We start from the raw sequence: 26969 nt of genomic DNA on the forward strand, positions 1-26969 counted from the left end.
TCACCAGAGGGTCCGCGGGCGGATCCGGTTCGCCGCGTCGACATACCGGATGCGCTCGCGGCGGTCACCGGCCAGCCGGGCGATGTCCCGGTACGCCGCTTCGAGCCCGAGACGCAGCTCACGGGGGACGAGCCTGCGCCCGAACACCTGCTTCGGCCCCGTCCGGGTCGGCCCCGGCGGGCCGGCGCCGACCATGCGCAGCGCGGCGGCGAGGATGTCCAGCCGCAGCTCGGCGCGGCGCCGGCGGTCGAGACCGAGCCGCGGCCGGGAGCTCTCGAGGATGGCCTCGGCGCTGCGCAGGTCGTCCAGGGAGACCACGACCGGCACCGCGCCGGCCTGCTCGGGGCGCAGGTGCGAGCCGACGAGCACGCCGATCATCCGCACTCGGGCGGCCGTGTACGCGTGCGTGGACGCCGGCACCCGACGGTAGGCGTCGAGCTTGCCGTCCCGGTCGTCCAGGCAGCGGGCCAGCCCGAACGCGGCGCTGGTGATCGCCGGGTCGACCTGGCTGACGACGTCGAACAGCTCGGCGGCGCGGGCCCGGTCGCCGGCGTCGGCACTGGCGGTCGCGACGGCGAGCCGCGGCGCCAGCTCGCCGGGCATGCGCGCGTAGACCTTCTCGAACGCCTCGGCGGCCTGCGTCGATCGCCCCGCTGCCAGGTCGAGCAGGCCCTGGCACCAGGTCACCCGCCATTCCCGCGGGTAGGCGGCGGCCAGCTCCCGCACCGTCACCTCGGCCTTGTCGGTGTAGCCGGCGCGCATCTGGGCGCGGGCCAGTGCCAGCCGCGTCTGCCGGGTCGGCTGCGCGACCTCCGCGAGCCGGTCGGCCAGCGCGGCCGGGTCCTCCCCGGGGGTCGTCGCGAGCACCCGGGCCTGCGGGTCGTCCGCGTCGATCCGCAGGTCGGGCAGGATCTCCCAGACCGTCGGCGGCTCGTCGGCCTCGCCGTGGCCGTCGTCGGCTTCGCCCGTCGGATGCAGATCCGGCTCGAACCAGCGGCTGGCCAGCGGCGGGACGTTCCCCTCGGTGCGCGAGGCGATCTCGTAGAGCACCCCGGTGAGCTCCTCGGCGAACTCGGCGACGGTCGCGAACCGGTCGGCCGGGTCGCTCGCCGTGCCCCGGCGCAGCAGGTGGTCGAGGGACTCGAACTCGAGTAGCGGCGCGTGCTCACCCCGCGGCGGCAGCCCGTGCCGGTGGACGTCCAAAAAGCCCGGGAACCGGCCGAGGACGAGCCGGGCCAGCGTGCGGGCGGCGGCGAAGACGTCCGAGGCGACGGTCGGCACGCTGTGCCGGGTCACCTCCGCCGGGCGGAACTCGCCCTCCTCCAGCTCCGGGGCGCGGTAGCCGGGCGTCGACAGGAAGCTGGAGAACTGGTCGTCCAGCCGCCGCGCGCCGCCGAGGTCGATCAGCGTGACCTGCTCGGTGCTGACCATGATGTTGTCCGGTTTGAGGTCGCAGTACGCCAGCCCCCGCCGGTGCAGGTGACTCAGCGCGGGCAGCAGCCGCAGCAGGTAACGGATGGCGTCCGCGGGGGGCAGCGGCCGCGGCCGCCCGTCCGGGCCGGGCGGCTGGGTCTCGGCCAGCCGGGACAGCGACACTCCCGGGACGTACTCCATGACGATGTAGTCCTCGCCCTGGTGCGAGACGTAGTCACGGATCTTCACGATGTTCGGGTGGTTGACGGAGATCAGCATCCGCCGTTCCACCTCGGCGATCCGCCGCGCCTCCGGGTTCGCCACGTCGAGCAGGCCCTTGAGCACCACCCAGGCCTGGATGTCGTCGTCACCCAGGTTGTCGTTCGTCGCCGCGTACACCCAGCCCATCCCGCCGTGGCCGATCGCGCCGTGCACGGTGTACTGCTGCCCGACGTGGTCGCCGGCCGCGAGCTTGACCGTGAACGAGTACGGCTGCCGGCAGCGCGGGCAGACACCCTCCAGCTCGACGGCGCCCTCCGGGCCGGGCCGGGCGACCCTGGTACCGCACGCGGCACACTCGCGCAGGTTCGTCGGCACGTTCGGGCTCGACAGCAGCACGGGACGGTTCGCCACGACGACGTCGCGCCGGACGGGCAGGCGCAGCGGGTCGCGATCCTTGGCGGCCGGGCGGGAGACGCTGATCGGCTGGGTGGTGACCAGCACGGGATCGGCGGTGTCCGGCGCCTGCTCGGCTCCCTGTTCCGGTGCCTGTTCAGCTCCCTGTTCCGTTGGCTGCTCGGCTTCCTGCTCCGGTGTCGCCGCTTGATCCGGTACGGCTTCTCGTTCCGGGGGCGCCGCCTGTGCCGGTACCACTACCGCTGCCGGTGCCGGTCCCGACTCTGTTTCCGTCTCCGATGCCGGTTCCGGGCCGGGCGCGCCACACCGGTTGCAGAAGCCGCTGGTCATGATGACCCCGCCGACACAGCCGGGCCGGACGCACGCGACACCCGTCGGCTCGCTCACCGGCCCGGCCCCTCGGCTCGGACGTCCCGGCTGTGCAGGGCGCGGACGTAGGCCATGGTGAGCCGTTCGGCCTCGGCCAGGTCGGTGGGCGCCCGGTAGAGCTCCTCGAACGCCCGTGCGTGCAGCGCGGAGAGCTCCTCGTCCTCGGCCAGCCCCAGCCGGGCGGCCTTCCCGTGCACGGCCGCGAGACGTCCACGCAGCTCACGGCGCTGGTTCAGCCCGACCGCGTTCGCGCTCGTCACCGCCCGCGCGGCCTGCTCGGTGCTGACGGCGAGCTCGCGCCACTCTGCGAGGCCGCGGGCGACGTCGCCGTCGCGCCGGCCCCCGAGCGCGGCGGCGGCCAGGTCGTCGAGCCATGGGCGCAGGCCCACGCCGTCCTGTTCCAGCACGTCGCGGTCGGCGAAGGTGACCAGGCCGACCGGCGCGACGATCCGGCCACGCACGTGCTCGGGTGAGTCGAGCGCTTCGCGTACGAGGTCGCTGAGGCTGGCGAGCTGCTCGCGGGCGGCCGTCAGGTCGCGGGCGATCCCGCCCGCCGAGACTGTCCGGTCTTCACCGGTCACCACCCATCCCCCTTTCCCGGGCGCCGCCGGGCGGTCCCCACCACCGGTACCACCCGCCCCGTGCCTGGTCAGCGCGCCCACTGCGGCTCGGGTGGCAGCGACTCCTCGCAGGGCATCTCGGGAGCCTTCCACCTCTCGCATAATTTCAGCCACTCCGGCTTGTCACGCCGTAGACGCTCCAAAACCCCGTTGACGAATCCGGCGAGCTCGGTGTCGTCCCGCTCGAATGCGACACTGTAGTACTCGTCCCGCCCGACTGAGAACGTTCCGAGTACGGCGGTGGCATCCTGTTCCAGCATCCCCACCAGACTCGCGTCGTTCGCGGCCACGACGTCGACCTCACCCTGCTGGAAGGCAACCAGACAGTCGGACAGCTCGTTAAGGTGATCCACGATCTCGAACGTGGGATGGGTTTGATGGGTATTCTCCAGGTTCGTCAGCGTCGTCGTCCCCCGCGGGGCGCACACCCGTTTCCCGGCGAGTTCCTCCGGGGAGTCGATGCCGGGCCCCGCTTCCGAGTGCGTGCTCTCCCGATGGGAGAGCAGCCGTGGATGGGCGGTGAAGTAAGCCGCGGACAAACCCACACGCTCGGCCCGTGACTCCGAGTAGGTCAGGGTGCTGACGAGGATGTCCACCTCCCCGTTCTCGACCGCCGGCAGGCGTTCCGCGTAGCTGACCGGGCGGTACCGCACCTTCTCGTCCGCCGTACCCGGACCGAACAGGGCCTCTGCGATCCGCTGGGCGAGCTCGACGTCGAAGCCCTCGAACCGGTGCGACACCGGACTCCACGCGCCGCGGGTCTGGGTGTCGCGCGAGACACCCACCCGTAGGAAGCCGCGTTTGCGGATCCTGTCGAGTGAGCCTCCCGACACGAAGTCCCCGGCGTCGGCGGGCGGGACGAGGTTCGTGGGCACCGCAGCCTCAGGACGGGCCTCCTGGGTTGCCTCGGCCGCCTCGGCCGACGCGGTCACCAGCGGCTCCCATGGCTGGTCGGCCGCGCGGGGCAGGTCACCGGAAACGGTCGAGCACCCGACCAGCGCCGCTGCGGTCATCAGCGCCGCCGCCACCAGCGCGGCGCGTCTCACCCGTATTCCCGGATCCGCGGCGCCAGCCCGGCGGCGGCCAGCACCGCCGCGAGCAGGAACAGCGCCCCCGCGCCGGCGGCCACGCCGCGCAGCGCGTCGCCGGCCCCGGCGACCTCGGTGCCGAACCGTGCCTCGGCCACGCCGTCCGCCTTCGTCAGCGCCCTGTCCAGCTCCATGAACCGACCCGTGGCCCTGGGCGTTGAATCGCCGACCGGGGCGTCGATCGCGGTAGCCCCAGCCTGGCGGGCGGTGTCGACGAGTTTGACGATGCCCGGATCGAGCGGGCGGGCCGTCGCCGGACCGCACCAGCGCACGAGATTCGGGTCGCGAGTCGCCGCTTCGTGCGGTCCGGGCAGGCCTTCCACCGCCGCGCTCGCCGCGCCCGCACTGCTCGGTTCGTTCAGGGCCCTCGGTTCGTTCAGGGGTGTGGTGCCCGGCTCACGGCCTCGGGCGGCGCAGGCGAGCTGCGCGGCGGTCTGGTCGAAGTCGGCGTCGAAGACGATCTCACCGCCCTGAGCGATCCGCCAGTAGAGAACGTCCCCCTCCGCGCGCAGCGCGAGATGGCGGACCCGAGCCAGCATCGCCTGGACGTCATAGCCCTCGGACCGGGCGCTCGCCAGTTTCGCCCGCTCGGTGGCCAGGGCTGCCTGCGGCCAGATGATCCCCACCGTGACCAGGAGCGTGGCGGCGAGAAGGCCCGGATTCAGCCATCGGCGGGTCCACAGCACGCCGAGCACCTGGGCGGCCGCCAGCGCCGCGAGCGCGAGTAACGCGACCACGGCCAGCCCCGCGACGTCGCCCGCCCGGGTCGCGCGCCGGAACGCCTGCGCCTGATCCTCCGTGTGGGAACGGGCGAGTGTCGCGCTGGCGGGCAGGAGGTGGTCGTTCATGAGCGAGTTGGCCATGCGCAGGTAGGCTCCGCCGACGCTCATGCCCATGCGGTCGTTGGCACGGGCCTCGCCGACGTAGCGCGTGTACACCGGAGTGAGGCAGACCAGCGTGGCCAGCGCCGCGGCCGCGGCCTCGTTGCTCGGCGGCGCCGCGGACCGGGCGCCGCCCCTGCCTGATCCGCCCCTGCCTGATCCGCCCTTGCCTGGTCCGCCACTGGCTCCGGCCGCCCCGGCTCCGGCTCCGGCTCCGGCTCCAGCTCCGGCTGTGGCCCCGGCCGTGGCTGAGCTGGTCGGGCCGGAGCTGGTCGGACTCGGCCTGACGGTGGCGGGGGGCTCCTGCCCGGGGCAGGCGAGGCCGCCGGACCCCGGATCGGTGGTGGCTCCGGCCCGCACCATCGCCTCGTTCGCGGCCCGCATCGCGGCGGCGAAGTCGTCGTAGGGAGCCGCGCCCGGCGTGGTGCTGATCCCGAGGAACGTCGAGGCCTCGGCCGCCGCCGCCTCAGCCAGGTGCCGGTGGATGTCCCAGGACGCCTGGGTGCCGGCCATCGTCTGCCTACTGATCGCCGACACCGCGTGGGCGCGCCGCTCAACCACGGCGATGGCGCCCACCCCGGCCGCCGCGCACAGGCAGACACACATGACGGCGCAGATCAGGAACCATGTAGGCGTCGCGGGACGGCCGTGGTCGGCCGCCGGGGTGTACGGCGGAGGCTCGCCGTCGCGGCTGACCGTGGTGCTCCGGACACTCACGGGTCGAAAGTGTGCCTTAAGTGACTGATGCGTTCCTCCTCGAGGTGCGGCTCGGCCCGGGTGGCCTCCCGGGTCCGTGGCCCGGGTCTGTTGCCCGGATCTGGCCCCGAGGGGCCGGACGCGGTCACGGCCGCAGACCGGCGTGATGCCTGACGGTGACCTTGGAGTCGCGTGTGGTCCGCACGCGGCCGACCCCACCACCAATAAGTGTGGTCAGCACTGATCATTAGGGATCGGATTCGGTCGGATGCTGGGACGGACCCGGGTTCCCCCACTACGATTTGGACGATGCTCGGTAGCCGCGTGCCTCTTCGCTCCGACAACTGTGCACTATTGTTCCATCGACTTCGCGAGGGTGTTCTCACCCTTGATCCCGCGGTCGAGGGAATGCGTCGTCCCATAGATGGCACCGTAGTGTGGGGTGCGCTGATGGAAATCGGGATGACCGAGGGCACAGCCACGGTTGTCTCGTTGGCCGATGGCACCACCAGCCTCTACACGAGTGCCGGTGGCGGCCTGGTGGGCGGTGGCGCACACCGTGTCGTGGTCGCCGCGACCCGCCATTTCCTCTCGGTCGTCGGAGCACACCTCGACACCTTCGACGAAGACTCGGAGCGAGCGCCTGTCCCGGAGTCCGGGCGGGTGACCTTCCGTGCTCTCACGTATGTTGGTCGCCGATACCTGGACCTGTCGGAGAAGGACCTCTGCGAACCGGGACATGCCTTTTCTGCGCTTTATCAGGCCGGTCATGAGGTCGTTGCCCGACTACGCCTGGTGAACGCACGCGATTAGTCGTCGACGGGTACCGTTTTCGTCGATCCCGTGGCGTTCGCGGCCTCGTGCCGTGGCTGGTCGTATGGCACGGTCGGCCACGTCCCGTGGTCAGCTGTGTGCTGCGGTCGGCCTCGTGCGGAGGCTCCGTCCCCGCCCCCGGTCATTCTGCTGCGCCGTCATTCAGCCCTCACGTCGAACCGGCCCGGGCCGTTCTGGTCCGAGTTGTCCCGCTGACGTATGAGGTGGCTCGGCCAACACGCTTCGGTGGCCCCCGCCGGATGCGTCCCCGACGCGGAGATCCTGGACGGGTACGCCGTCGTCCAGCCCTGGTCCGCGCTGTTCAGTCCTCGTCGCTCAGCCGTCGCGTCACCCGGTGGTTTCGACGATCCGTCATCAGTAATATACGCTGGGTAATAATGATCTAACCTAGGCTTGCTGCTTCGGGACGCGCGACGGAGGGAACGGGACCATGGCGACCAGTTCATCGGAGACCGGTACGTCCAGTAACGGCGCCGGTGCCATCAGTGGCTCGGTCGGTCGCCCGGAGTCGATCCAGGCGGTCACCCCTCCCTTCTCCGCCGTGCCGCCGGCGAGTGCCACGGCCTCGGCGGCGACCAGGTCGGGAAGCGCTCCCACCCGGGCTGACGAGGCGGGTACCGACCAGCACACGGCGCCCCGCCCGCCCGCCATGGAGCCGGCCTCCACCAGCTCGCCCGCCGTGACCGCGCCCGCCGGCGGCTCGCCTGCCCCGTCTTCGCCCACCGCGACGAGCTCGCCCGTTGCCGCGAGTTCGACTGCCGCGGCCTCGACAGCGGGCCCGGCGTCCGGCCGGTCCACCTCCGCCCGAGGCTCGCGGGCGGGCGCGTCCCGCGGCACGACGGCCCGCGCCGCGGCGACCGGCACCAGGGCCACGGGCACGCCGTCCCGCGGGACGGCGGCTCGGGGCGGCACGGCCCGCACGGGCACGGCACGGAGCACGGCCGCGCGGAGCACTACGGCGCGGACGACCAGCGCACGGAGCACAACGGCGCGTGGGAGCACGACCCGTCCGACGGGGAGCGGTCCCAAGCCGGAACGCGCCGCCGCGACCCGGGGGCGGTCGACGCGCACGGCGGCGCCGCAGCCCGCGCAGCCGGCGGTGGCTCGGGCGGCGGCGGCCCGGCCGGCAGGGGCCCGGTCGACGACGTCCCGGTCGGTCGTGTCCCGGGCGGCTGGCACGGTTCCCGAAGCGGCCGCGTCGGCGGTCACCGCCGTCCAGAAGCTGTTTCGTGGGCGCAGGGAGCGGGCGGGGCGGGTCGTTGTCATGCGCCTGCCCTATGTCACCGCGCGGCTGGAGGTGGCGCCGCCACCGCGGACCGACGGCGTCCGGATCGGGCCGCTCGCCCTCCCGTCGGCGAAGCGGACCGCCTACTACGCGGGCCTTGGCGCGCTGGCCGCCATCGAGATCATCGAGTGGCCGATCGCGGCCGCGATCGCCGCGGGTACCTATGTCTCCCAGCACAGCCGGCCCGTGAGCGCGGGCCGCGACGGCGGCACCGGCCACCGTTCGCCGAGCGCCTGACCGGTGGTGGGGCGCCTCCCGCTGCCCTCGCCTCGCAGCGCCGCGCGGGCGCTTGTCGCGGAGCTTCACCGGCCGTCGCGGCGGCCCCGCGCGGTGTGGTGCGGCGCTGGCTCCGCCCACGTCGAGCTGCTCCGGCGGGACGTGCACGACCACGCGGCCGCCGCCGTCCGGGCGCTTGAGGGAGTCGACTGGGCCGAGGTCGACGAGGGCCTCGGTCGTCTCCTGGTCGCCTTCGACGCTGACGCGGTCGACGTCGCTGACGTGATCGACGCCGTGGCCGAGGTGGAGAACGCCGCCGCGGCGCGACCGCGGCCCGCCACCGAAGCCCCGTCGACCAGAGCCCTGTCGACAGAAGCCCCGTCAGCCGGGGGGCCGCACGCCCGGCCGCGGGGGCAGGATCGGAACGGGCACCCCGGTGATCCCGGACCGGTCGCCGCCGAGCTCGTCGCGCTCGGCGTGGACGCCGCCGCCTTCGGTTTCGCCGTGGCCGGACGGTTGCTGCGGCTGCCGGCGGTGCCGCGCGCCGCCGCCGCGGCCGTGGCGCTGGTCGACCACCAGCCGCGGGCCCGGCGCGCCGTCGAGCGCGGGCTCGGCCGCACGGGCACCGACCTCGCGCTCGGCCTGGCGAACGCGGGGGTCGCCGCGCTCAGCCAGAGCCCCGACATGATCCTCGTGGGCGCGGCGCACCGCTGCGCCACGCTGGGAGAGCTCCTCGCCGCGCGGGCCGCGTTCACCCGGCTCGAACCCGAGCTGGGCCGGGCGACCCGCGGCGCGCACAGCGCGGCCCTCGGCCGTCTCGGTGAGGTCGCGCGGGAGCGACGGCCGCGCCCGCTGCCGGCCGGCCCGGTGGAGCGGTGCGCCGACCGGATGGCCGCGGCCGGGCTGGCACTCGGCGCGGCGACCCTGGCGGTGTCCGGGTCGCCGGTGCTCGCCGGCGACCTGCTCCTCACCACCGTTCCCCGCGCCGCGTGGCTGGGCCGGGAGGTGTTCGCCGCGACGGCGGGCCGCCGGCTGGCCGGTCACGACGTACTGGCGCTGGAGCGGTCGTGCCTGCGCCGCCTCGACCGTGTCGACACCGTGGTGGTGTCGCCGGCCGCCCTGCTGTCCGGCGCGGCGCGGGTGCTCTCGGCACCGGACGGCCCCAGCTGGACGGTCGTCGACGCCCTCGTGGACGGGCTGGACGTGTGGCGCCCGTTCCGCCCCGGCGCGGTCGTGGCCCGGGACGGCGCCGTCCGGCTCGTCGCCGCGCACGCCCGCGGGGCCCGCCGGGCGGCCGACCCCGACGGCCTGCCCGTGGAGCTGCGCGGCACCCGGCCCGTGGTGAGCGGGCTCGTCGGTGTCGAGACGGACGGGCACGCGGAGGCGGTGCTGCGGGCGGCGCGCGCCTGCGGCAGCGTCCTGCTCGGTGAGCACGTCAGCACCGCCGAGTTCACCCCGCTCGTCGACGCACGGGTACGCGGCGGGACGGATCTGGCGACCGAGGTGTGGCGGGCGCAGGCCAGAGGCGCGGTCGTCCTCGTGGTCGGCTGCGGCTCCGACACGGACGCGCTGCACGTCGCCGACGTCGGTGTCGGGCTTGTCCGTCCCGGGGAGCGGCCGCCCTGGTGCGCGGATCTGCTCTGCGTGCGCGGGCTCGCCGATGTGTGGCGGGTGCTGCAGTACCCGGTGCCGGCCCGGGCGACCAGCCGCCGGGCGGCCTCCCTGGCGGTGTCCGGTTCGGCGCTGTCCGCCCTGACCACCGTCGTCGGTGGGGGAGCCTCCGGACGTCCAGGCCGCTCACTGGCCGGAGCGCTGGCCCGGGGCGGCCCGGTGAGCGCCGCCGCGGTCAGCTCGATGGCTGAGGGTCTCGTGGCCGCGTCCCGCGCGGACCGACGTCCACCGCCGGCGCCGGTGCGGCGTACGGACTGGCATGCGCTGGACGCGGAGGCGGTGCGCCGCCGGCTGCCCGCCGCACCGCGCGACCCGGCGGAGCCGGGCGGGGTCCGATCGGACGGCGCCGGCGCCCACCCGACGGTCAGGTCGTTCGGGAAGGGCGCCCGGGAGCTCGGCGCCGCGGTCGTCGCGGACCTGCGGGACCCGCTCGTACCGGTGCTGATGGTGGGCGCGGCGGCCAGCGCCGTCCTCGGCTCGACGGTCGACGCGGCGCTGGTGGCCGGGGTCTCGGTGACGAACGCCGTTCTCAGCGGTGCGCAGCGGGCCCGCGCCGAGGCCGCGATGCGCGGACTGATGGCGCGCCACCTCGCGCTCGCCCGGGTCGAGACGACCGATGGCCTCCGCGTGCTGCCGGCCGACGAGCTGCGGCCAGGTGACCGAATCCTGGTACGGGCCGGGGACGTCGTCCCCGCCGACGCGCGGCTGCTCGCCGCGGACACCCTCGAGGTTGACGAGGCGTCGCTGACCGGCGAGTCCGTCCCTGTCGGCAAGTCCGTCGAGCCGACGCCGTCCGCCGATCTCGCCGACCGCAGCTGCATGCTCTTCGAGGGGACGACCGTGCTCGCCGGCACGGGCCGGGGAATCGTCGTCGCCGTCGGCGAGGCCACCGAGGCCGGCCGCGCGAGCGCCGCCGTGGTCGGCACGGCGGCGCCGGTGGGCGTGCAGAACCGGCTGGGTGATCTCACCCGGCTCGCGCTGCCGCTGACCGCGGCCAGCGGGCTCGCTGTGACCGCCCTGTCGGTGCTGCGCGGGGCCGGGGCGCGGGAGGCGCTCGGCGCGGGGGTGGCGGTGGCCGTCGCCGCGGTGCCGGAGGGTCTGCCCCTCGTCGCCACGGTCGCCCAGGTCGCGGCCGCCCGCCGACTCGCCCGCCTCGGCGTGCTCGTGCGCTCCTCGCGCACCGTCGAGGCGCTGGGCCGGATCGACACCGTCTGCTTCGACAAGACCGGCACGCTCACCGAGGGCCGCCTGGTGCTGCGCGAGGTCGCGGTGGTGGGCGGTGCGTCCCGGGATGACGTGCTTCGCGTCGCCGGCGCGGCGAGCCCCCGGCCGGACGGGCCCATCCCGCACGCCACCGACCGTGCCGTGCTGGCCGCGGCGGAGCCGCTGGAACCGCTGGGCCGCCGACTCGCCGAGCTGCCGTTCGAGACCGCGCGTGGCTACGCCGTCACGATGGTGCAGGCCGGTGACGCCACGGTGCTGGCGGTCAAGGGGTCGCCGGAGACGCTGCTCGACCGCTGCCGGATGCCCGCCCGGGATGTCGCGGCGGCCCACCGCACGGTCGACGCGCTCGCCGCGCGGGGCCTGCGTGTGCTCGCTGTGGCTCGTTCGAAGCCCTTCCACCCGCAGTCCCCGGCACCGCCCGCACCATCGGCGCCGCTGGCGCAGCGGGCCGCGGTGGCGTGCGGGCCGGTCGACATCCCGGACGCGCTCGTGCGGGATCTGGAACTCGTCGGATTCGTCGGGCTGGCGGACACGCCGCGCCCGACGGCCGCCCCCGCGATCCGCCGACTGACCGGTGCCGGTCTGCGCGTCCTCGTCGTCACCGGCGATCATCCGGGCACCGCGGCCGCGATCGCCGCCGAGGTCGGGCTCCGCGTCACCGCCGGCGCCGTCGTCACCGGGCCCGAGCTCGACCAGCTCGGGGACGAGGAGTTCGGCCGCCGGGTCGGCACCGCCGCGGTCTTCGCCCGGATCTCCCCGGAGCAGAAGGTACGGCTCGTGATGACCCTGCGCCGGCAGGGCCGCACGGTGGCGATGACCGGTGACGGCACCAACGACGCGGCCGCGATCCGCGCGGCGGACGTCGGCGTCGCCGTCCAGGGACGCGGGTCGGCGGCGGCGACCGGGGCCGCCGACCTGCTGCTCACCACCGCCGACGTCGACCGGCTGGCAGACGCCGTCATCGAGGGCCGGCGGATGTGGCAGTCCGTCACCGACGCGGTGTCGGTGCTGGTCGGCGGGAACGCGGGCGAGGTCGCCTTCACGCTGCTCGGCGCGGCCGTGGCGGGCCGGGCGCCGCTGAGCCCGCGTCAGCTCCTGCTGGTCAACCTGCTGACGGACATGGCGCCCGCGATGGCGCTGGCGGTGCGCGGCCGCGGCGGTGACCCGCCGCACTCCGCGGACACGATCCTCGCCGGCCCGCTGCGCCGCGCGATCCTGCTCCGCGGCGCGACCACCGCGGGCGCGGCGACCGCCGCCTGGGCCGTAGCCCGACGCACCGGCACCCCGGGACGGGCCTCGACCGTGGCGCTGCTGGCCGTCGTCGGATCGCAGCTCGGGCAGACGCTCGCCCTGGCCGGCCGGGATCCGCTCGTGATCGCCACGGCGGCCGGGAGCTTCGCGGTGCTCGCCGGGATCGTGCAGACCCCCGTGGTCAGCACCCTGTTCGGCTGCCGGCCCGTCGGCCCGGTCGGCTGGACGATCGCGGTGGTCTCCGCGTCCGTGGCGACCGTGGTGGCAGTGGGGTCAGACCGCGCCCACCGCGGGCGAAGCGCCCAGCCAGCGGCGGACCAGCCCGGTGACCAGCAGCACGAGCACCGTTCCGACCGCCTCGACGAGCAGACCAGCGAGAAGCTCCGTCATGACCCCGCCTCCTTTCCAGCAGCAGATGGCATTGCGGTTACGGTGAGCCAGCCTGGTTAACGTGAGGTGACGGGCGGGGCTCGAGTGGATGGCCAGGCGGAGAAGCCGGCATCCGACGGCCGCGTGCGGGCCGATACGGTGCTCCCGGTGAACGGAATCCTGCAGTGAACTGGGCGGAAGGCGCGGTCCTCGGTCTGGTCCAGGGGCTCACCGAGTTCCTGCCGGTCTCCTCGAGCGCGCATCTGCGGGTCGTGGCCGCGCTGGCCGGCTGGGACGACCCCGGCGCCGCGTTCACCGCCGTCACCCAGCTCGGCACGGCCGCCGCCGTGATGGTCTACCTCCGCGCCGACATCGCCCGCCTCGGCCGCGCCTGGCTGCGGTCGCTTGCCGGCCCGGTCCCGGGGCAGCTCACGGCGCTCGGCGCGCGACCGGGGCCGGAGATGAGGCCGGGGTCGGGGTCGTACTCGAATCCAGCGCCGGATCCGGCGCTGGCCGCGGACGCCCGGCTCACCTGGCTGATCATTTTCGGTACCGTGCCGATCGGAGCCGTCGGGTACCTCTTCGAGGACGTCATCAAAGGCCGGTTCCGTGATCTGCGGCTGACCGCGGGCGCCCTGGTCGGCGTCGGCGCGCTGCTCGGCGCCGCCGACAGCCTGACGGCCCGGCGCGCGGCGCGCGGCGGTGCCATGACCATCGGCGGTGCGCCGCGCGGCGGCCGGCCGCTGGCGGAGCTGTCCGTGCGCGACGGGCTCCTGATCGGGCTCGCGCAGGCCGCCGCGCTGGTGCCGGGGGTGTCCCGCTCGGGGGCGACCATCGGTGGCGGCCTCCTGCTGCGCTACTCCCGGGAGGCGGCCGCGCGCTACTCGTTCCTGCTGGCTGTTCCCGCCGTCCTGGTGTCGGGAACCTTCGGGCTCCACCGTCTCTACCGCGAGGTCCGGCCGCACGCCGCGACGGGTGCGACGGGCACGACGGGCGAGGCCGGCGAGCGGGCGGCCGAGCCGGCCTGGGGTCCGCTGGTCGGCGCGAGCGTCGTGGCGTTCGTCGTCGGGTACGCGGCGATCGCCTGGTTCCTCCGGTACGTCTCGGCGCACGGTTTCGCGCCGTTCGTCGTGTACCGGATCGGCCTCGGGCTGCTGCTGCTCGCGCTCGTGCTCGGCGGCAGGATCCCGGCGACGCCGGCCTGAGCGGCCCGGGAGGCCCGAACTGTCGGCGGCGGGGTGTCCAATACCGTTGGCGCTCGGGGGACACACGCCCAGGGACACCCGGGATCCGAGGACCGACCGAACGAAAGTGAGTGACGATGGACCGGCCAGCGGCCACGACGTCCGCGTCCACCGAACAGGACGACCCCCGGGACGAGCCGCGCACGGCGACCGACCTCGACACGGATCCCGGCGCCGATACGGACACCGGTACCGACACGGATCCCAGCGCCGACACGGACATCGGTACCGATATGGACACCGGCACCGAGACCGGCGCCGACCTTGGCACTGACGCGCGGGGCCTGAGCGCCGCCGAGGTCGCGGAGCGGGTCGCCGACGGCCGGGTGAACGACATCCCGGTCCGTTCCAGCCGGTCGGTCGGCGAGATCGTCCGGGCGAACGTCCTCACCCGGATCAACGCGATCATCGGCGTGCTCTTCGTCCTCATCGTGATCGTCGGCCCCGTCCAGGACGCCCTGTTCGGCGGCGTGATCATCGCCAACACCCTGATCGGCGTCATCCAGGAGATCCGCGCCAAGCGGACCCTCGACCGGCTCGCCGTCGTCGGCGAGGCCCGCCCGGTCGTCCGGCGCGACGGCGTCGCCGCCGAGCTCGCGGCGTCCGAGATCGTGCTCGACGACGTCGTCGAGCTCGGCTCGGGCGACAAGATCGCCGTGGACGGGTTCGTCCTCGAGGCGGAGAACCTCGAGGTCGACGAGTCGCTGCTCACCGGCGAGGCCGACCCGGTGCACAAACGTCCCGGCGACACGGTCATGTCGGGGAGCTTCGTCGTCGCCGGGTCCGGCGCGTTCCGCGCGACCCGCGTCGGCCGCGCCGCCTACGCCGCCCAGCTCGCCGAGGAGGCGAGCCGCTTCACCCTGGTCCACTCCCAGCTCCGCAACGGCATCAACACCATCCTGCGGGTCGTCACCTGGATGATCATCCCGACCGGGGTGGCGCTGATCATCAGTCAGATCCTGGTGAACGACGACGACCTGGCGGAGGGCATCCGCCGGATGGTCGCCGGCCTCGTCCCGATGGTGCCCGAGGGCCTGGTCCTGCTCACCTCGGTGGCGTTCGCGGTCGGCGTGGTCCGGCTCGGCCGCCGCCAGTGCCTCGTCCAGGAACTGCCGGCGATCGAGGGGCTGGCCCGGGTCGACGTCGTCTGCCTGGACAAGACCGGCACCCTCACCGAAGCCGCGATGGACGTCGTCGAGCTGCGCATGCTCGACGACGACATCGAGACCGGCGGAGGCAAGGAGACCGACGGGAGCAAGGCGACCGCCGAAGCGGTGCTCGGCACCCTCGGCGCCGCGGACAGACGTCCCAACCCCAGCATGCAGGCGATCATCGACGCCTGGCCGGCGCCCGCCGGATGGACCGTCCAGGCCGACATGCCGTTCTCCTCGGCGCGCAAGTGGAGCGGCGCCGAGATCACCGACCCAGCCGACCCGACCGGCCCGGCGGCCACCTGGCTGCTCGGTGCACCGGACGTGCTCCTCCCGGAGAGCCATCCGGCGCTCGCCGAGGCCGACCGGTTCGGCGAGCAGGGCCTGCGCGTCCTGCTGCTCGCCACCTACGGCGCGACCCTCGCCGGGGCCGTGGCCGACCCCGCCGAGGTCCCTGGACTGACCACCCCGGTCGCCCTGGTCGTCATCGCGCAGCGCCTGCGGGCCGACGCCTCGGACACGCTGCGCTACTTCGCCGAGCAGGGCGTCGCCGCCAAAATCATCTCGGGAGACAACGCCCTGTCCGTCGGCGCCGTCGCCCACACCCTCGGCCTGCCCGGAGCCGAGAACCCGGTGGACGCCCGCACGCTCCCCGCCGACCCGGAGGCCCTCGCCGACGTCCTGGAGGCGAACTCGGTCTTCGGCCGGGTCAGCCCGCAGCAGAAGCGGGAGATGGTCGCCGCGCTGCAGTCCCGCGGGCACGCTGTCGCGATGACCGGCGACGGCGTCAACGACGTGCTCGCCCTCAAGGACGCCGACATCGGCGTCTCGATGGGCTCCGGGAGTCAGGCAACCCGCGCGGTCGCCCAGATCGTCCTGCTGAACAACAGCTTCGCCACCCTGCCCTCGGTCGTCGGTGAGGGCCGGCGGGTGATCGGCAACATCGAGCGGGTCGCGAACCTGTTCCTGACCAAGACGGTCTACTCGGTGCTGCTCGCCATCGTCGTGGTGATCACCCAGGTGCCCTACCCGTTCCTGCCCCGCCACCTGACCCTGATCGGATCACTCACGATCGGGATCCCCGCCTTCTTCCTGGCCCTGGCCCCGAACGCCGAACGGGCCCGCCCGGACTTCGTCGGCCGGGTCCTGCGCTTCGCGCTGCCCGCCGGGGTGCTCGCCGCCGCCGCGACCCTGACCTCCTACTTCCTCGCCCGCTCCATCTACGACGGCGACCTCGACGCCGAGACGTCGATGGCGACGCTCACCCTGTTCCTCGTCGCCCTGTGGGCGCTGGCGATCGTCGCCCGGCCCTACACCTGGTGGCGGATCCTGCTCGTCGCGACGATGGCGCTCGCGTTCGCGGTCGTGCTGGCCGTCCCCTACGGGCAGGAGTTCTTCCAGCTTTCGCTGGTCGGCACCACCGGCCCGTGGACGGGTGCGGCCGTCGCCCTGGCCGGCGGCATCGCGCTGGAGATCAGCTGGGTCTTCACCCGCCGCCACCTCGACGCCGAAGCGACCCGGAGCCGCCCGACACCGGCCCGTTCCTGACGACCTGGTCAATCCGCGGCGAGCGGAGGGCTCAGCGGCGGCGCCGTCACCGGTCTCGAGGAGGAGGGGCCCGGTGCGGTTGAGCAGGGTCAGAAAGGTGGGTGGCCGCGTTGTACTCCACCAGCGTCAGCCGGTCACCATCGTGGGCGAAACGGGTGATCGCCGCGTTGATGACCGGCCCCTCGGCGACCATCGCGGCCAGGTCGTCGAAGGACAGGCTCTCGATCACATACCGCATCATGATCACAACGGCGTCATGCGCGACGAGGAACATCCGACGGCCCGGGTAGCGGCGATCCAGGTCTTCCAGCAGCGAGGTGAGGCGGACCGCGATGTCACCGAAGGACTCACCCCCGGGCGGCCGGTAGGCGAACGGCCCCGCTGCGCGACTTCGTTCGACCTCGGCGGGAAACCGGTCGGCGATCGCGGCGGATGTCAGCAGCTCCAGCCGCCCCATCAACCGGTCGCCCAGGCGGTCGTCCACGACGGGCTCCGGTAGCCGTAGCCCGGTGGCTTCCGCGGTGGTGGCGGCGATCTCCCAGGTCTCTCGCGCGCGCTGGTAGGGGGAGCAGACGACGACCTCAGGGCGACGCATGATGGGCGGTCGCGCGGCGAGGCCCCGCCCCAGCGCGGCGGCCTGCGCCCGGCCGAACGGGGAAAGCGGGACGTCGACATCGCGGCCGGTGATGCCGGTCTCGGCCCGTCCCGCGGCTTCGGCCTCGGCGAAGGCGATGTTGGCGGCGCTCAGACCATGCCGGACGACCGTCACCTCCGCGAACGAGTAGCCCACGGCACCGCCTCTTCTCCCGCGTAGCAGCCGCTGCGTCCCGCAGACGCTGAATATCGGTGCTTGCGCGTCCGACCTAGCGTGGCCAGAGTGTCGAAGGGCGCGTTCTCGATCATGCGATCGCGGCGATGTCCCCGTCGTCGAAGTAGATCGCCTGGTGCAACCGGCCCCCGAGAGCAGCGGCATATCTGGCGACGATGTCCTGACCGGAGACAGAGCCCTGCTCGATCTGCGAGATCCGGCCCTTGGTCACCCCCATGCGCTCCGCCACCTGCTGCTGGGTCAGACCCCGCGCCCGACGGACCTCGGCAAGCCGGTGCCCGACCGCGACCGCCAGGAGCTCCTGTCTGCCGGCTGCGACTGCCTCCTCTCCGCCAGCCCTGACAACCTGCTCGGCGCGGATGTCGGCCCACCGTGTGTAACCACTCATCGCCGATCGCTCTCTTCCTGACCGCGTTCCACGAGATAGGTCTTGTAGCGCTGCTCGGCCAGCGGGATCGCTTCGGCGTACCACGCGTTCCACTGCCCGGCTTTGTCTCCCGCGACGAGCAGGATGCTCGACCGCCACGGGTCGAAGCAGAACAGGACCCGCACCGTACCCGGCCTGAGTTCCTTCAGATTCGGCACCGCCGAGCCGCTGATCGTGTCGACCAGCGGCCTGCCCAATCCGGGGCCAGCCTCGGCAAGCAGGTCGATAGCCTGCACGACTCGTGCGTGTGTAGCCGTATCCAAGTCGTCGATCCACTCGCGGACCTCGTCGACGAGGTAGACCTCCCACTGTCGCCCGCCCACTCGAGAAGTATAGCGCCTGCTAAACCAGTGGGCATGGCCACACCACCCACGTCAGATGATCATCTTCGGAATTGGGAGCTGGAACGGTCAGGAGCCTGGTCCGGTGGTGGGGGAGCCGGTGTCGCCGCGCTGGGCCGGTACCGGCGGGACGGTCGGTGCGGCCTGTTTCGCCGGCGCGGACCGTCCGCCGTTGAGGCGGGCGAGGTAGGCGTTGTAGGCGTCGAGCTGTTCGTCCACCCCGGCGGCGTCGACGCGGCGCTCGCGGGTGCGGGCGCGGCGCTCGTCGGTGCGGGCCCACTGCACGGCGAGGACGAGCAGCACCACCAGGGTCGGGACCTCCCCGAACGACCAGGTGATGCCCCCGGCCGTGCCCTGGTCGTGCAGCGGGCTGACCCCCCAGGGGCGGACGAGCTGCTCGTACCAGCTGCTGCCCAGCACCGTGGACGTGCTCATGATCGTGAGCCCGAGGAAGGCGTGGAACGGGACCACCGCCATCAGCATCAGCACCCGCCCGGGGTGCGGTGGCCGCTTCGGCAGCGGGTCGATGCCGATGAGGACCTCGAAGAAGTAGAAGCCCGTCATCAGGAAGTGGGCGTTCATCGCCAGGTGGCCGAGGTGGCTGTTCATCAGGTAGCCGAGCAGGTCGCTCAGGTACAGCACGTACAGGCTGCCGGCGAAGTTCGCGGTGACGAACAGCGGATGGGTCACCACCCGCGCGGGCCAGGAGTGCAGCCCGGCGAGCAGCCACTCGCGCGGCCCGGCGCGGTACGGCGCGGACGCCGGCCGCAGCGCGCGCAGCGCGAGGGTGATCGGCGCGCCGAGCACCAGTGGGATCGGCGCCAGCATCGTGAGGATCATGTGCTGGGTCATGTGCACGCTGAGCAGCACCGGCCCGTAGGTGCCGAGGCCGCCGGACGTCACGACGGCGACCAGCGCGAGTCCGGTCAGGAACCCGATCGTGCGGCCGATCGGCCAGCTGTCGCCGCGGCGCGCGAGCCGGATGACCCCGGTCAGGTACAGGCCGGCGGCGAGGGCGACCAGGCCGAGGAACACCCAGTCGGGATGCCAGGAGGTGAGGAGCCGTCCAGGTGTGATCGGCGGTGGCATCGGGTAGCCGAGCAGGCCCTCGGTCGGGTCGGTCGGCAGCGCCGAGTCGTTGACCGGCGGCGCCGTCTGCGCCAGGCCCGCTGCCAGTCCGAACGTCGCCGCGAGAACGCAGATCTCGACCGCGGCGAGCCGCCGGAACGCGCTCAGGCGGGTGGGTACGCCGCCGGCGGCCGCATTCGCCGTGCCCGCGCCTGCCGTGCCCGCGCCTGCCGTGGCCGCGTCGACGGTGTCCGCGGGCTTGGGGTCCGTTCGGACGGCACTCGCGTCGGCGCGGTCGCCGGCCACGGCAGCGGTGATCACCCGGCGGCGCACGAGGGCGCCGAGCGTGACGGCGGTGAGGAGGCCGGCGGCCTTGCCGAGCACCAGCAGGCCGTACCGGTCGTCGAACAGCGGGCCGAACCCGCCGAGCCGGACGGCGGCGCTGGCCACGCCTCCGACCGCGGTGGCCCCCGCGGCCCAGGCGGCCAGCCGCGAGTAGCGCCGCAACGCGGCGAAGAAGGTGGTGTCCGGCAGGGCCCGCATGGTCAGCAGGGCCAGCAGGCCGCCCATCCAGACCACGGCCGCCGTGATGTGCAGGCCGAGCGCGATGACGGCGAGCGCGTGCTGTGACGATCCGGCCGCGTGCCCGGTGACGACCGGGGGGAGCAGCGCCGCGCAGGCGAGCGCGAGCAGCCATCCGGCGGCCACAGTCGACATCAGCGTCGCGCTCACCAGCGCGACGGCCAGCGCCGCGACGGCCACGATGAGCAGCGCCCTGCCCTGCGGGGCGGCGGAGACGAAGGAGCGCAGCGCCGCAGGGTCCAGCACCTCGCCGGGTGGGCGCGCGGTGATGTCGGAGGCGGTGAACACCAGCTCGGCCAGCGCCGCCACCGCCCACACCGCCGCCGAGACCGCTGCCGCCCGCCCGTGGCGGCGTGCCACCGCGCCGAGCCGGCCCTGTTGGGCGGGGATGAGTACGGCCGCGGCGAGCAGCCAGCCGACCGTCCCGACGGCGGCCACCTCGCTGACCACCCGGGCCACCGGCAGCCCCCAGTGGGTGAGCGAACCGGCGTCGGGCAGCCCCGGCAGGTCCACCCCCGCGGGGCCGGTGGCGACGACGGCCACCAGCGCGACCAGCGCCAGCAGCGCGGCCAGTGCGACAACGGGAACGGCCATCGTTCCTACTCCCGGTTCCGTCGGATCAGCAGTACCGCGCCGCCGAGTACGGCCAGCCCGGCGATGACCACTCCGATGACCCAGCCGTTGCCGCCGTCCCCGGCGGGTTCCGAGGTGGCCGGCGGCGTCGGCGCGGGGTCTGTCGGCCGCGGCGCGGCGGTGGTCGCCGTGCCCGGGGTCGTGGCGCCGCCCGGCGGTGCCGCGGGTTCGGGTGTGGCCGTCGTGGCCACAGCGGCGGGGGGAGCGGCCACCGCGAAGGAGAACTCGCCGCTGATCGGATGCCCGTCAGTCGAGACCACACGCCAGGCGACGTGGTAGTCGCCCGCTGTGACGTCCCGCACCGCGACCGAGAGGGTGGTGTCGGTGACCTGCGGCGGATCGGCCGGGATCTGGCCGCCGCCGGCGCGGGTGACCGCGACAGTCGCGTAGTCCGCCCAGACGGCCTCGCTGAACACCAGCGAGATCCGGGTGGGTGGCGCCTCCAGGGTCGACCCGTCGGCCGGGTCGGTGCTGTGTAGCGTTGAGTGCGCCCAGGCGGGACGGGGCGTGACGAGAATGACGGCCAGCATCATCACGGCGACTGCCGTCAGGGTCGTGAGCGCTGCGGTCGACGTCGCGGCGAGCGATCTTCGTTGCACCGGGTCCAGTCTACTTTCTACGTTTGGTAGAAGGATCGGCCGTGGTGTGGTCCCGGCCGAGCCGGCCGAGCCGCCCCGACCGGCGTGTCAGTGGGGTGGCGATCAACATCCTCAAGATCGGCAGCGCACAATGACGTCCATGCAGATCGGTGTCGTCTACCCGCAGATCGAGCTTCGAGGCGATCCGAACGCCGTCCGGCGGATCGGGACCGCCGTCGAGGACCTCGGCTTCGACCACCTGCTCGCCTACGACCACGTGCTCGGCGCCGTACATGCCGACAGGACGCCCGCGCTGTCAGGCCCCTACACCGAGCAGGACCCGTTCCACGACCCGTTCGTGATGTTCGCTTATCTGGCCGGTATCACCGAACGTATCGGTTTCGCGACCGGGGTCCTGATTCTCCCGCAGCGTCAGACCGCACTCGTGGCCCGGCAGGCAGCCGATGTCGATCTCCTGTCCGGCGGTCGGCTGCGTCTCGGTGTGGGGGTCGGCTGGAATTCCGTCGAGTACGAGGCCCTCGGCCAGGACTTCCGCACCCGCGGGGCTCGGCAGGAAGAACAGATCACGCTGCTTCGCCGGTTGTTCACCGAACCCGTCGTCGACTTCTCCGGCCGCTTCGACCGGGTCGACCGGGCCGCGCTCGTGCCGAAGCCGTCCCGGCCCGTCCCGATCTGGCTCGGCGGGTCCGGCGAGGCCGCGTTCGACCGGGCGGCCCGGCTCGCGGACGGTTTCGTCTTCTTCGGCGGCTTCGGCGTCGATCACGCCCTGGCCGCCTGGAAGCGGCTACGCGAGAAGTTGCACGGCCTCGGCCGGTCGGTCGAGGAGTTCGGCGCCGATTACGTGGTTCTTCCCCGGGGCGGAGTAGGCGACCTCACGGCGGAGATCGATGCCTGGCGCGAAGCCGGCGGAACCCACGTCTCCGTGGCCACGATGGGACGCGGCCTGGACTCCGCTGACGGTCACGTCGACTATCTCGCCACGGTCGCGGACGCGCTCAACCTGTCGTGACGAGCGCGGCAAGGCTGCCGAGCCGGTGAGGTCACGCGCCGGCCCACCCTCGCAGAGTTCTCCGGGGTGCCCGATCGGCATCAGGGATGGGCGGTCTCCGGCAGAGGGAAGAGCTCCAGCGGAGGGTTCGGCTGCTACCTCTAGGGTTGCACGGGTGACGGTCTCGATCGTGGCCCGTGACCCTGAGACGGGGTGGCTGGGGGTCGCGACCGCGAGCGGTGTACTCGCCGTGGCGCTGGGGGGACTTGGCGCTCGACTGGCTTCACGCGGGGTTGTCGGCAGACAACGTCGCGGCCCGGCGGCCCGGCGGCCCGGCGGCCCGGCGGCCCGGCGGCCCGGCTGCCCGGCTGCCCGGGGCGGACGGGGCGCAGCTTGGGATCGTGGCAGCCGGCGGCGGAGTCGCGGTCGTGTCAGGGCCGCGGGTGGAAGCGGAGGTCAGCGTCGCCCGGCGCGAGGACGTCTGCGTGGCGGCGAACCTGATGGAACACCCCGGAGTCGCCGAGCGGACCGTCGCGGCTTATGACGCCTCGGCGACGCAGCCCTTCCCAGCGCGGTTGGTCGCCGCGCTGGCTGCGGCGGACCAGACTGGCGGCGATCTACGCGGCGGGCAGTCCGCCGCCCTGCGGGTCGTCGACCCGGCCACGCCGTCGGCGACACGCGAAGCGGGCGTCCGGTCAGCGGCGAGGTCGATCTGCGGGTCGACGACGCCCGCGAACCGGTCGGCGAGCTACGCAGGCTGACGAAGATCGCCGAGGTGACGTTCACGTCGGAGGACCGGGTCCGCGATGTGATCCACAACTTCAACGCCGACGGGTTCGACTCCCTTTACTCGAAGTACGCCGGCGGGCGGCCCCGGAAGTTCACCCACCCGAGCGCAGGGAGATCAAGAAGATCGCGAAGTCCCGTCCCTCCGAGCACCAGCTGCCGTTCTCGACCTGGAGCCTGACCAAACTCGCAGAGTTCCTGGTCGCAGAGGGGGTGGTCGCCGACATCAGCCATGAGGGCCTACGGGTCTTGCCCCGTGAGGAGGGCGTGTCGTTCAACCAGGCCCGGATCGCGATCGTCTGTGACAACTGCAGCCCGCACCTGTCGACCCGGGTCGACAGCCGGGTCGGGGACTGGGTGGCGGCGAGCAACGTCGAGATCGCCTACACCCCGCCTGCAATAGCTGGCTCAACCGCATAGAGGCCCAGTTCACCGCCCTGCGCTACTTCGCGTTGGACGGCACCGACCACCGCAACCACCGCACCCAAGCATCGGTGATCCGCCGCTACATCATCTGGCGGAACAAGCACGTCCAAGACAAGCAGCTACGCCAGGTCGTTGACAGGGGCGAACGTAGCCTGACGCGGCACTACCACCCGGCGAGCCGCTTCTGGCCGTTCCAGTGGTACAAGACCGGAATCTATGTCGCCCTCACTCTCGCCCTCGCCGGGCTCTCCTTCTGGTGTGTCCGCTGCCTGTCCTGATCCGGCAGACTGTGGTATCCACCGGCACCCACTTCGGGAACCGTCCTTGTTGTCGATCCGCCGCTGAGTCATCTGACGGCCGGTGAAGTCTGGCGTGCGAGTGCGGGCGGACTCCCGGCGAGGTCCTGGGCGGTGACCATGCGGGAGTGTCGTCATCCCTGTGGGCCCACTGCGTTCAAGCATCATCATTCGTTCAGGCATGCCGGAAGCCGCTTTTTGCCACATATCACACAACGGGACCATACATCGCAAACGGCATTTTAAGTCGATGGTGCGCATTGATGTATAAATGTGGGAGTGGAGTGACGGGGGTGAGGTTTTAGGTCGAAATGCCGCCGCTGGCGCGGGCGAGATCCCTAGGATTTCGAGAAACAACGCCGAAATCTGCGACCAGGCTGCTGGAGTACTTCGAAGACGGAAGGAAATCCTCGGGTCGTTGGATTCTGGTGGAAGATGCAAGAGTGTGGCAATGACCTCGGAAATCGGGCGCCTGACGCGCAAATGCCGTCTGGCACACGACAGCAGATTCTCTTTCACCCTGGCCGTTGGCAGGCCACGACTCCGACCTGAACGAGGTTTCGATGAGTGACCGGGTACTCGCGAAGCAGTTCACTGAAGACGCTGGCACGGCATTCGTGGCGGTCATCAGGCAGTACGGCCGTCCCGTTCGCCTCCAGGAGATCAGGAGCACCCTCGTCGATGCCGGTGTCCGGCTCGAGGACGCCAACCGTCAGTGGGAACGTCTCCGCGGCCTTCTCAAGGCACACCCGAACATCTCGAAACCGACGCCCACCACCTACGCGTGGTCTCCTGTGTCCCAGCCCTCGCAGGCCTCGCTGGCGGAGCTGTCAGCGCGGGCCCGCGTGCGGGCACCCGGCTGGCTCGTCCAAGCCTATGTCGACAACATCGCCGACAGCCTGGCACGTGCCGAGACCACCGGCCCTCGTGCCCAGATCGGCTGGACGGAACAACGCGAGCAGGAGAAGGCCGTGCTCCTGGCGGACCTCGTGGGCGGGGCCGAGCTGGTCGTGGCGGAGGGCCGTTCGGCGATGGATGTCGTGGACTGGCTCTTGGAAGAGGCGGCGCGCCGCCGGCTGCAGCCGGCGGGTCGGATCGGAGACCAGGTCCCGTTCGACCGCGCACGGCACGAGCCAGTCGGTGGGTCCCACCCTCGGCCCGGCCAGGAGGTCGGGGTCGTGCGGTCCGGTTTCTCGTGGTTCGGCAGCGGCGACGAGGTGGTGCTGGTCAAGGCACTCGTCACCTGACCAGAGTCAGGCTGCACCTCCTGGCGGCGTCCAGACGATGTGGGGAGAGGCCGTGCGCAAGGCGCGCATCACGAAGCCGATCGTCAAGGCGAACAGCATCGTGGTCCAGGAGCTGTTCGACGGGCGGACGTACCAGCTCGACGCCTTCCAGCGCAGCTACGCCTGGGAGCGGCCGCAGATCGAGGAACTCATCGGCGACCTTGCCGGCAAGTTTCTTCGACAGTGGGAAGACACCGACAACTACGGGGACGTCGACCAATACGACCCCTATTTTCTGGGTTCCATCATTGTCTATCGGCAGAACGGGCAGACCTACCTGGCTGACGGTCAGCAGCGGGTCACCACCCTGCTCCTCCTCCTGATCCAGCTGTACAAGATTGCATCTCATCGGGACGATGTCGACGATCTGAGAATGCAGCTGGGTGTACTCATACGCGGCGGTCGACCACTCAACCAGTCCTTCGCCGTACGCGTCGAGAACCTCGAACCGTACTTCGCTGCCCTGCTCGCTGACCACCAGTTCGGCATCGACGCGGCCTCCCCCGACATCCGGCGGGTGTGGGATGCATCCAATCACATCCTCGCCTGCTGCCCGGCGCAGATCAAAGAGGACCTGCTTCCCTACTTCGGCCGCTGGCTGCTGCACCGGGTCTCCCTCGTGGAGATGGACGCGGGCGATCGGGAACGCGGCCAGGAGATGTTCTCCACGATGAACGACCGAGGAGTCCGGCTCGCCCCGCTGGACCACCTCAAGAACTACTTGTTCAGCGACGCCCGCGACGACCTGGACAAGCTGGACGTGAAATGGAGATCCATGGTCACCGCGTTGGAGGCGGTGGACAGGAACGGCCCGCTCGAGTTCGTGCGGGCGGCGTTGCACGCGCGGTACTTCGACGTCGACCCGTCCGAGGAGTCCGAGCGCGCCCGTGAGCAGGCTCCTCATGAATGGCTTTCCAGGCATGAGGACGACCTGTGGCCGGCCCGGAAGAACGGCTCGCGCGTGAGCCTATTGACCGACTGGCTGGAGCCGCTGCACGGACGGTATCTGGACCTGCTGCGGGCGGCAGGGGAGTACCGCACCGAGTTCGAGGCGATCTGGTTCAACGCCCGCAACGGTGTTACCCGGCAGTTCGACCTCACGCTGGTGGCTGCCCGAACGGAGGACACCGAAGCGGTCTTCCTCGCCAAGGCCCGGCTGGTGGCCAACTTCGTCGACCTGTTCGTCGTCACCCGTGGCCTCAGCGGAGAGTCGTACGGCTCGTCCGACCTCGCCGAGGTCATTGACCCGCTGCTACCGCGGGTGCGCGAGTCCCGCACTACGGAGTCCCTCAGTCGGGAACTCGGCACGGCCGCCGCCGGTTGGTACGAGAGATTCGAAGAAATCTCGTCGATGGGCTATCGTGAGGGCGGAAACCGGAACTTTCTCCTCTATTTTCTTGCCCGCCTGACCGCCTGGCTGGAGCGGGGAACCGAACGTCACGAGAGAGCGGACAGGATGCTCACCCGAACGGACGGGAGGCGGCCGTACGAAATTGAGCACCTATTCACCAGGAAGCCCGGCATCTACGACACCGGGACATTGACCGGCACGGAGTTCAAGAAGCTTCGGAGCAGGCTGGGCGGGTTGGTTCTGCTGGACGGCGAGGAGAATGCCAGCATCGGCAGCATGTCGCTGGTGGACAAGATGGAGATCTACCCGCGATTCAACTGGCTCGCCGCCTCGGTTTCTCCGAGCAGTCACGAGGGCAGGGGAAAGGTCAAGTTCCGGAAGTTCGTTGCCGCCCAGAATCTACAGGACAAGTTCATCCCCTACAATCTGGGGGATTCCGTCCAGAGTTTCATCGACAAGCGGGCCGAACTCTACCGGGCGATGGCTGAACGGATCTGGTCGCCCGCCGCGCTCGGGTTGACCATCTTCTCTCCCCAGGAGGACGTCCCGGTCCCTGCGCATGCTGGGGGAAAGACCAGGAGAAGCTACGGTGTGACCGTCGCCGATCTTCTCCGAGCCGGCCTCGTCTTCCCCGAGGAAGGGCTGATAGCCCACGGCGGCGGAGCGGAGCACCGGGCGACGGTCCTCGCCAACGGACGAATTCGGACGGCGTCCGGCTCCTCGTTCACGACTCCGTCGGGCGCTGCCGCGGACGCCAGGGGAGTCGGTTGCAACGGCTGGGAGTTCTGGAAAGTCGAACGAAACAACCAGAAGCTGGACGCGGTGCGCCGACGTTTCAGGAGCCCGGCCTGACCGGTAGCT

At 72.3% G+C, this 26969-nt stretch carries 19 protein-coding genes and 1 pseudogene; 10 read left to right on the forward strand and 10 right to left on the reverse strand.

The annotated features are described in order from the left end of the window. The 4 genes from E0504_RS35720 to E0504_RS50710 form a co-directional block, all read right to left on the reverse strand. A complete protein-coding gene (locus tag E0504_RS35720) occupies window positions 1-2436 on the reverse strand; it encodes a serine/threonine-protein kinase (protein WP_243657771.1) in 2436 nt (811 codons plus the stop codon). After that, a complete protein-coding gene (locus tag E0504_RS35725; RefSeq protein ID WP_235013975.1) occupies window positions 2433-2999 on the reverse strand; it encodes a hypothetical protein in 567 nt (188 codons plus the stop codon). The genes E0504_RS35720 and E0504_RS35725 overlap by 4 nt, the downstream gene beginning before the upstream one ends. Before the next feature lie 68 nt (window positions 3000-3067). Beyond that, window positions 3068-4084 carry a glutamate ABC transporter substrate-binding protein gene (locus tag E0504_RS35730; protein WP_131626707.1) on the reverse strand — a complete coding sequence of 339 codons (1017 nt, stop codon included), beginning with the start codon at window positions 4082-4084 and terminating at the stop codon, window positions 3068-3070. Continuing rightward, window positions 4081-5724: a hypothetical protein gene (locus E0504_RS50710; protein ID WP_165938711.1), complete on the reverse strand. Its 1644-nt coding sequence runs from the start codon at window positions 5722-5724 to the stop codon at window positions 4081-4083. Before E0504_RS50710 ends, E0504_RS35730 begins: the two co-directional genes overlap by 4 nt. A gap of 441 nt (window positions 5725-6165) precedes the next feature. On the opposite strand from E0504_RS50710, the gene E0504_RS35745 reads away from it, so the two are divergent. After that, window positions 6166-6516 (forward strand): hypothetical protein, encoded by a 351-nt coding sequence (locus E0504_RS35745; protein ID WP_235013973.1) that lies wholly within the window; start codon window positions 6166-6168, stop codon window positions 6514-6516. Window positions 6517-6924: 408 nt separating this feature from the next. Here the strand turns inward: E0504_RS35745 and E0504_RS35750 are convergent, their stop codons facing one another. Beyond that, a complete protein-coding gene (locus E0504_RS35750; protein ID WP_165938712.1) occupies window positions 6925-7803 on the reverse strand; it encodes a hypothetical protein in 879 nt (292 codons plus the stop codon). Here E0504_RS35750 and E0504_RS35755 point away from each other — a divergent pair. The 4 genes from E0504_RS35755 (at window position 7802) to E0504_RS35770 (ending at window position 16496) form a co-directional block, all read left to right on the forward strand. Then, window positions 7802-8059 (forward strand): hypothetical protein, encoded by a 258-nt coding sequence (locus E0504_RS35755; protein WP_235013972.1) that lies wholly within the window; start codon window positions 7802-7804, stop codon window positions 8057-8059. The genes E0504_RS35750 and E0504_RS35755 overlap by 2 nt on opposite strands. Before the next feature lie 3 nt (window positions 8060-8062). After that, window positions 8063-12634, forward strand: coding sequence for a cation-translocating P-type ATPase (locus E0504_RS35760; RefSeq protein ID WP_131626710.1), 4572 nt, complete (start codon window positions 8063-8065; stop codon window positions 12632-12634). Between the two features lie 104 nt (window positions 12635-12738). Beyond that, entirely contained in the window at window positions 12739-13758 is a 1020-nt protein-coding gene (locus E0504_RS35765; protein ID WP_112106311.1) for an undecaprenyl-diphosphate phosphatase, read from the forward strand. 116 nt (window positions 13759-13874) lie between these two features. Next, window positions 13875-16496, forward strand: coding sequence for a cation-translocating P-type ATPase (locus E0504_RS35770; protein WP_112106310.1), 2622 nt, complete (start codon window positions 13875-13877; stop codon window positions 16494-16496). A 46-nt stretch (window positions 16497-16542) separates the two neighbouring features. Here the strand turns inward: E0504_RS35770 and E0504_RS35775 are convergent, their stop codons facing one another. From E0504_RS35775 to E0504_RS35795, 5 genes are all read right to left on the reverse strand, one after another. Then, window positions 16543-17286, reverse strand: coding sequence for a histidine phosphatase family protein (locus E0504_RS35775; protein ID WP_235013970.1), 744 nt, complete (start codon window positions 17284-17286; stop codon window positions 16543-16545). Window positions 17287-17395: 109 nt separating this feature from the next. Then, entirely contained in the window at window positions 17396-17713 is a 318-nt protein-coding gene (locus E0504_RS35780; protein WP_112106308.1) for a helix-turn-helix domain-containing protein, read from the reverse strand. After that, a complete protein-coding gene (locus E0504_RS35785) occupies window positions 17710-18075 on the reverse strand; it encodes a type II toxin-antitoxin system RelE/ParE family toxin (protein WP_112106307.1) in 366 nt (121 codons plus the stop codon). Before E0504_RS35785 ends, E0504_RS35780 begins: the two co-directional genes overlap by 4 nt. Before the next feature lie 87 nt (window positions 18076-18162). After that, entirely contained in the window at window positions 18163-20337 is a 2175-nt protein-coding gene (locus tag E0504_RS35790) for a cytochrome c oxidase assembly protein (RefSeq protein ID WP_112106306.1), read from the reverse strand. A 5-nt stretch (window positions 20338-20342) separates the two neighbouring features. Then, window positions 20343-20975, reverse strand: coding sequence for a copper resistance CopC family protein (locus E0504_RS35795; RefSeq protein WP_112106305.1), 633 nt, complete (start codon window positions 20973-20975; stop codon window positions 20343-20345). 139 nt (window positions 20976-21114) lie between these two features. Here E0504_RS35795 and E0504_RS35800 point away from each other — a divergent pair, with 139 nt between their 5' ends. The 5 genes and pseudogenes from E0504_RS35800 (at window position 21115) to E0504_RS35820 (ending at window position 26960) form a co-directional block, all read left to right on the forward strand. Beyond that, a complete protein-coding gene (locus E0504_RS35800; protein ID WP_112106304.1) occupies window positions 21115-21984 on the forward strand; it encodes an LLM class F420-dependent oxidoreductase in 870 nt (289 codons plus the stop codon). A 245-nt stretch (window positions 21985-22229) separates the two neighbouring features. After that, entirely contained in the window at window positions 22230-22724 is a 495-nt protein-coding gene (locus E0504_RS35805) for a DUF1028 domain-containing protein (RefSeq protein WP_207974641.1), read from the forward strand. Next, window positions 22676-23315: pseudogene (locus E0504_RS54500) on the forward strand (helix-turn-helix domain-containing protein); the annotation flags it as partial. The gene E0504_RS35805 and the pseudogene E0504_RS54500, both read left to right, overlap by 49 nt. Before the next feature lie 719 nt (window positions 23316-24034). Further along, the gene (locus E0504_RS50715; protein ID WP_160144392.1) at window positions 24035-24718 is read left to right on the forward strand and encodes a hypothetical protein; all 684 of its coding nucleotides are present in this window, start codon (window positions 24035-24037) and stop codon (window positions 24716-24718) included. A 52-nt stretch (window positions 24719-24770) separates the two neighbouring features. Further along, window positions 24771-26960, forward strand: a complete 2190-nt coding sequence (locus E0504_RS35820; RefSeq protein ID WP_160144391.1) for a DUF262 domain-containing protein — start codon at window positions 24771-24773, stop codon at window positions 26958-26960. Window positions 26961-26969: the final 9 nt, after the last annotated feature.

The organism is Parafrankia sp. BMG5.11 (genome assembly GCF_004337455.1).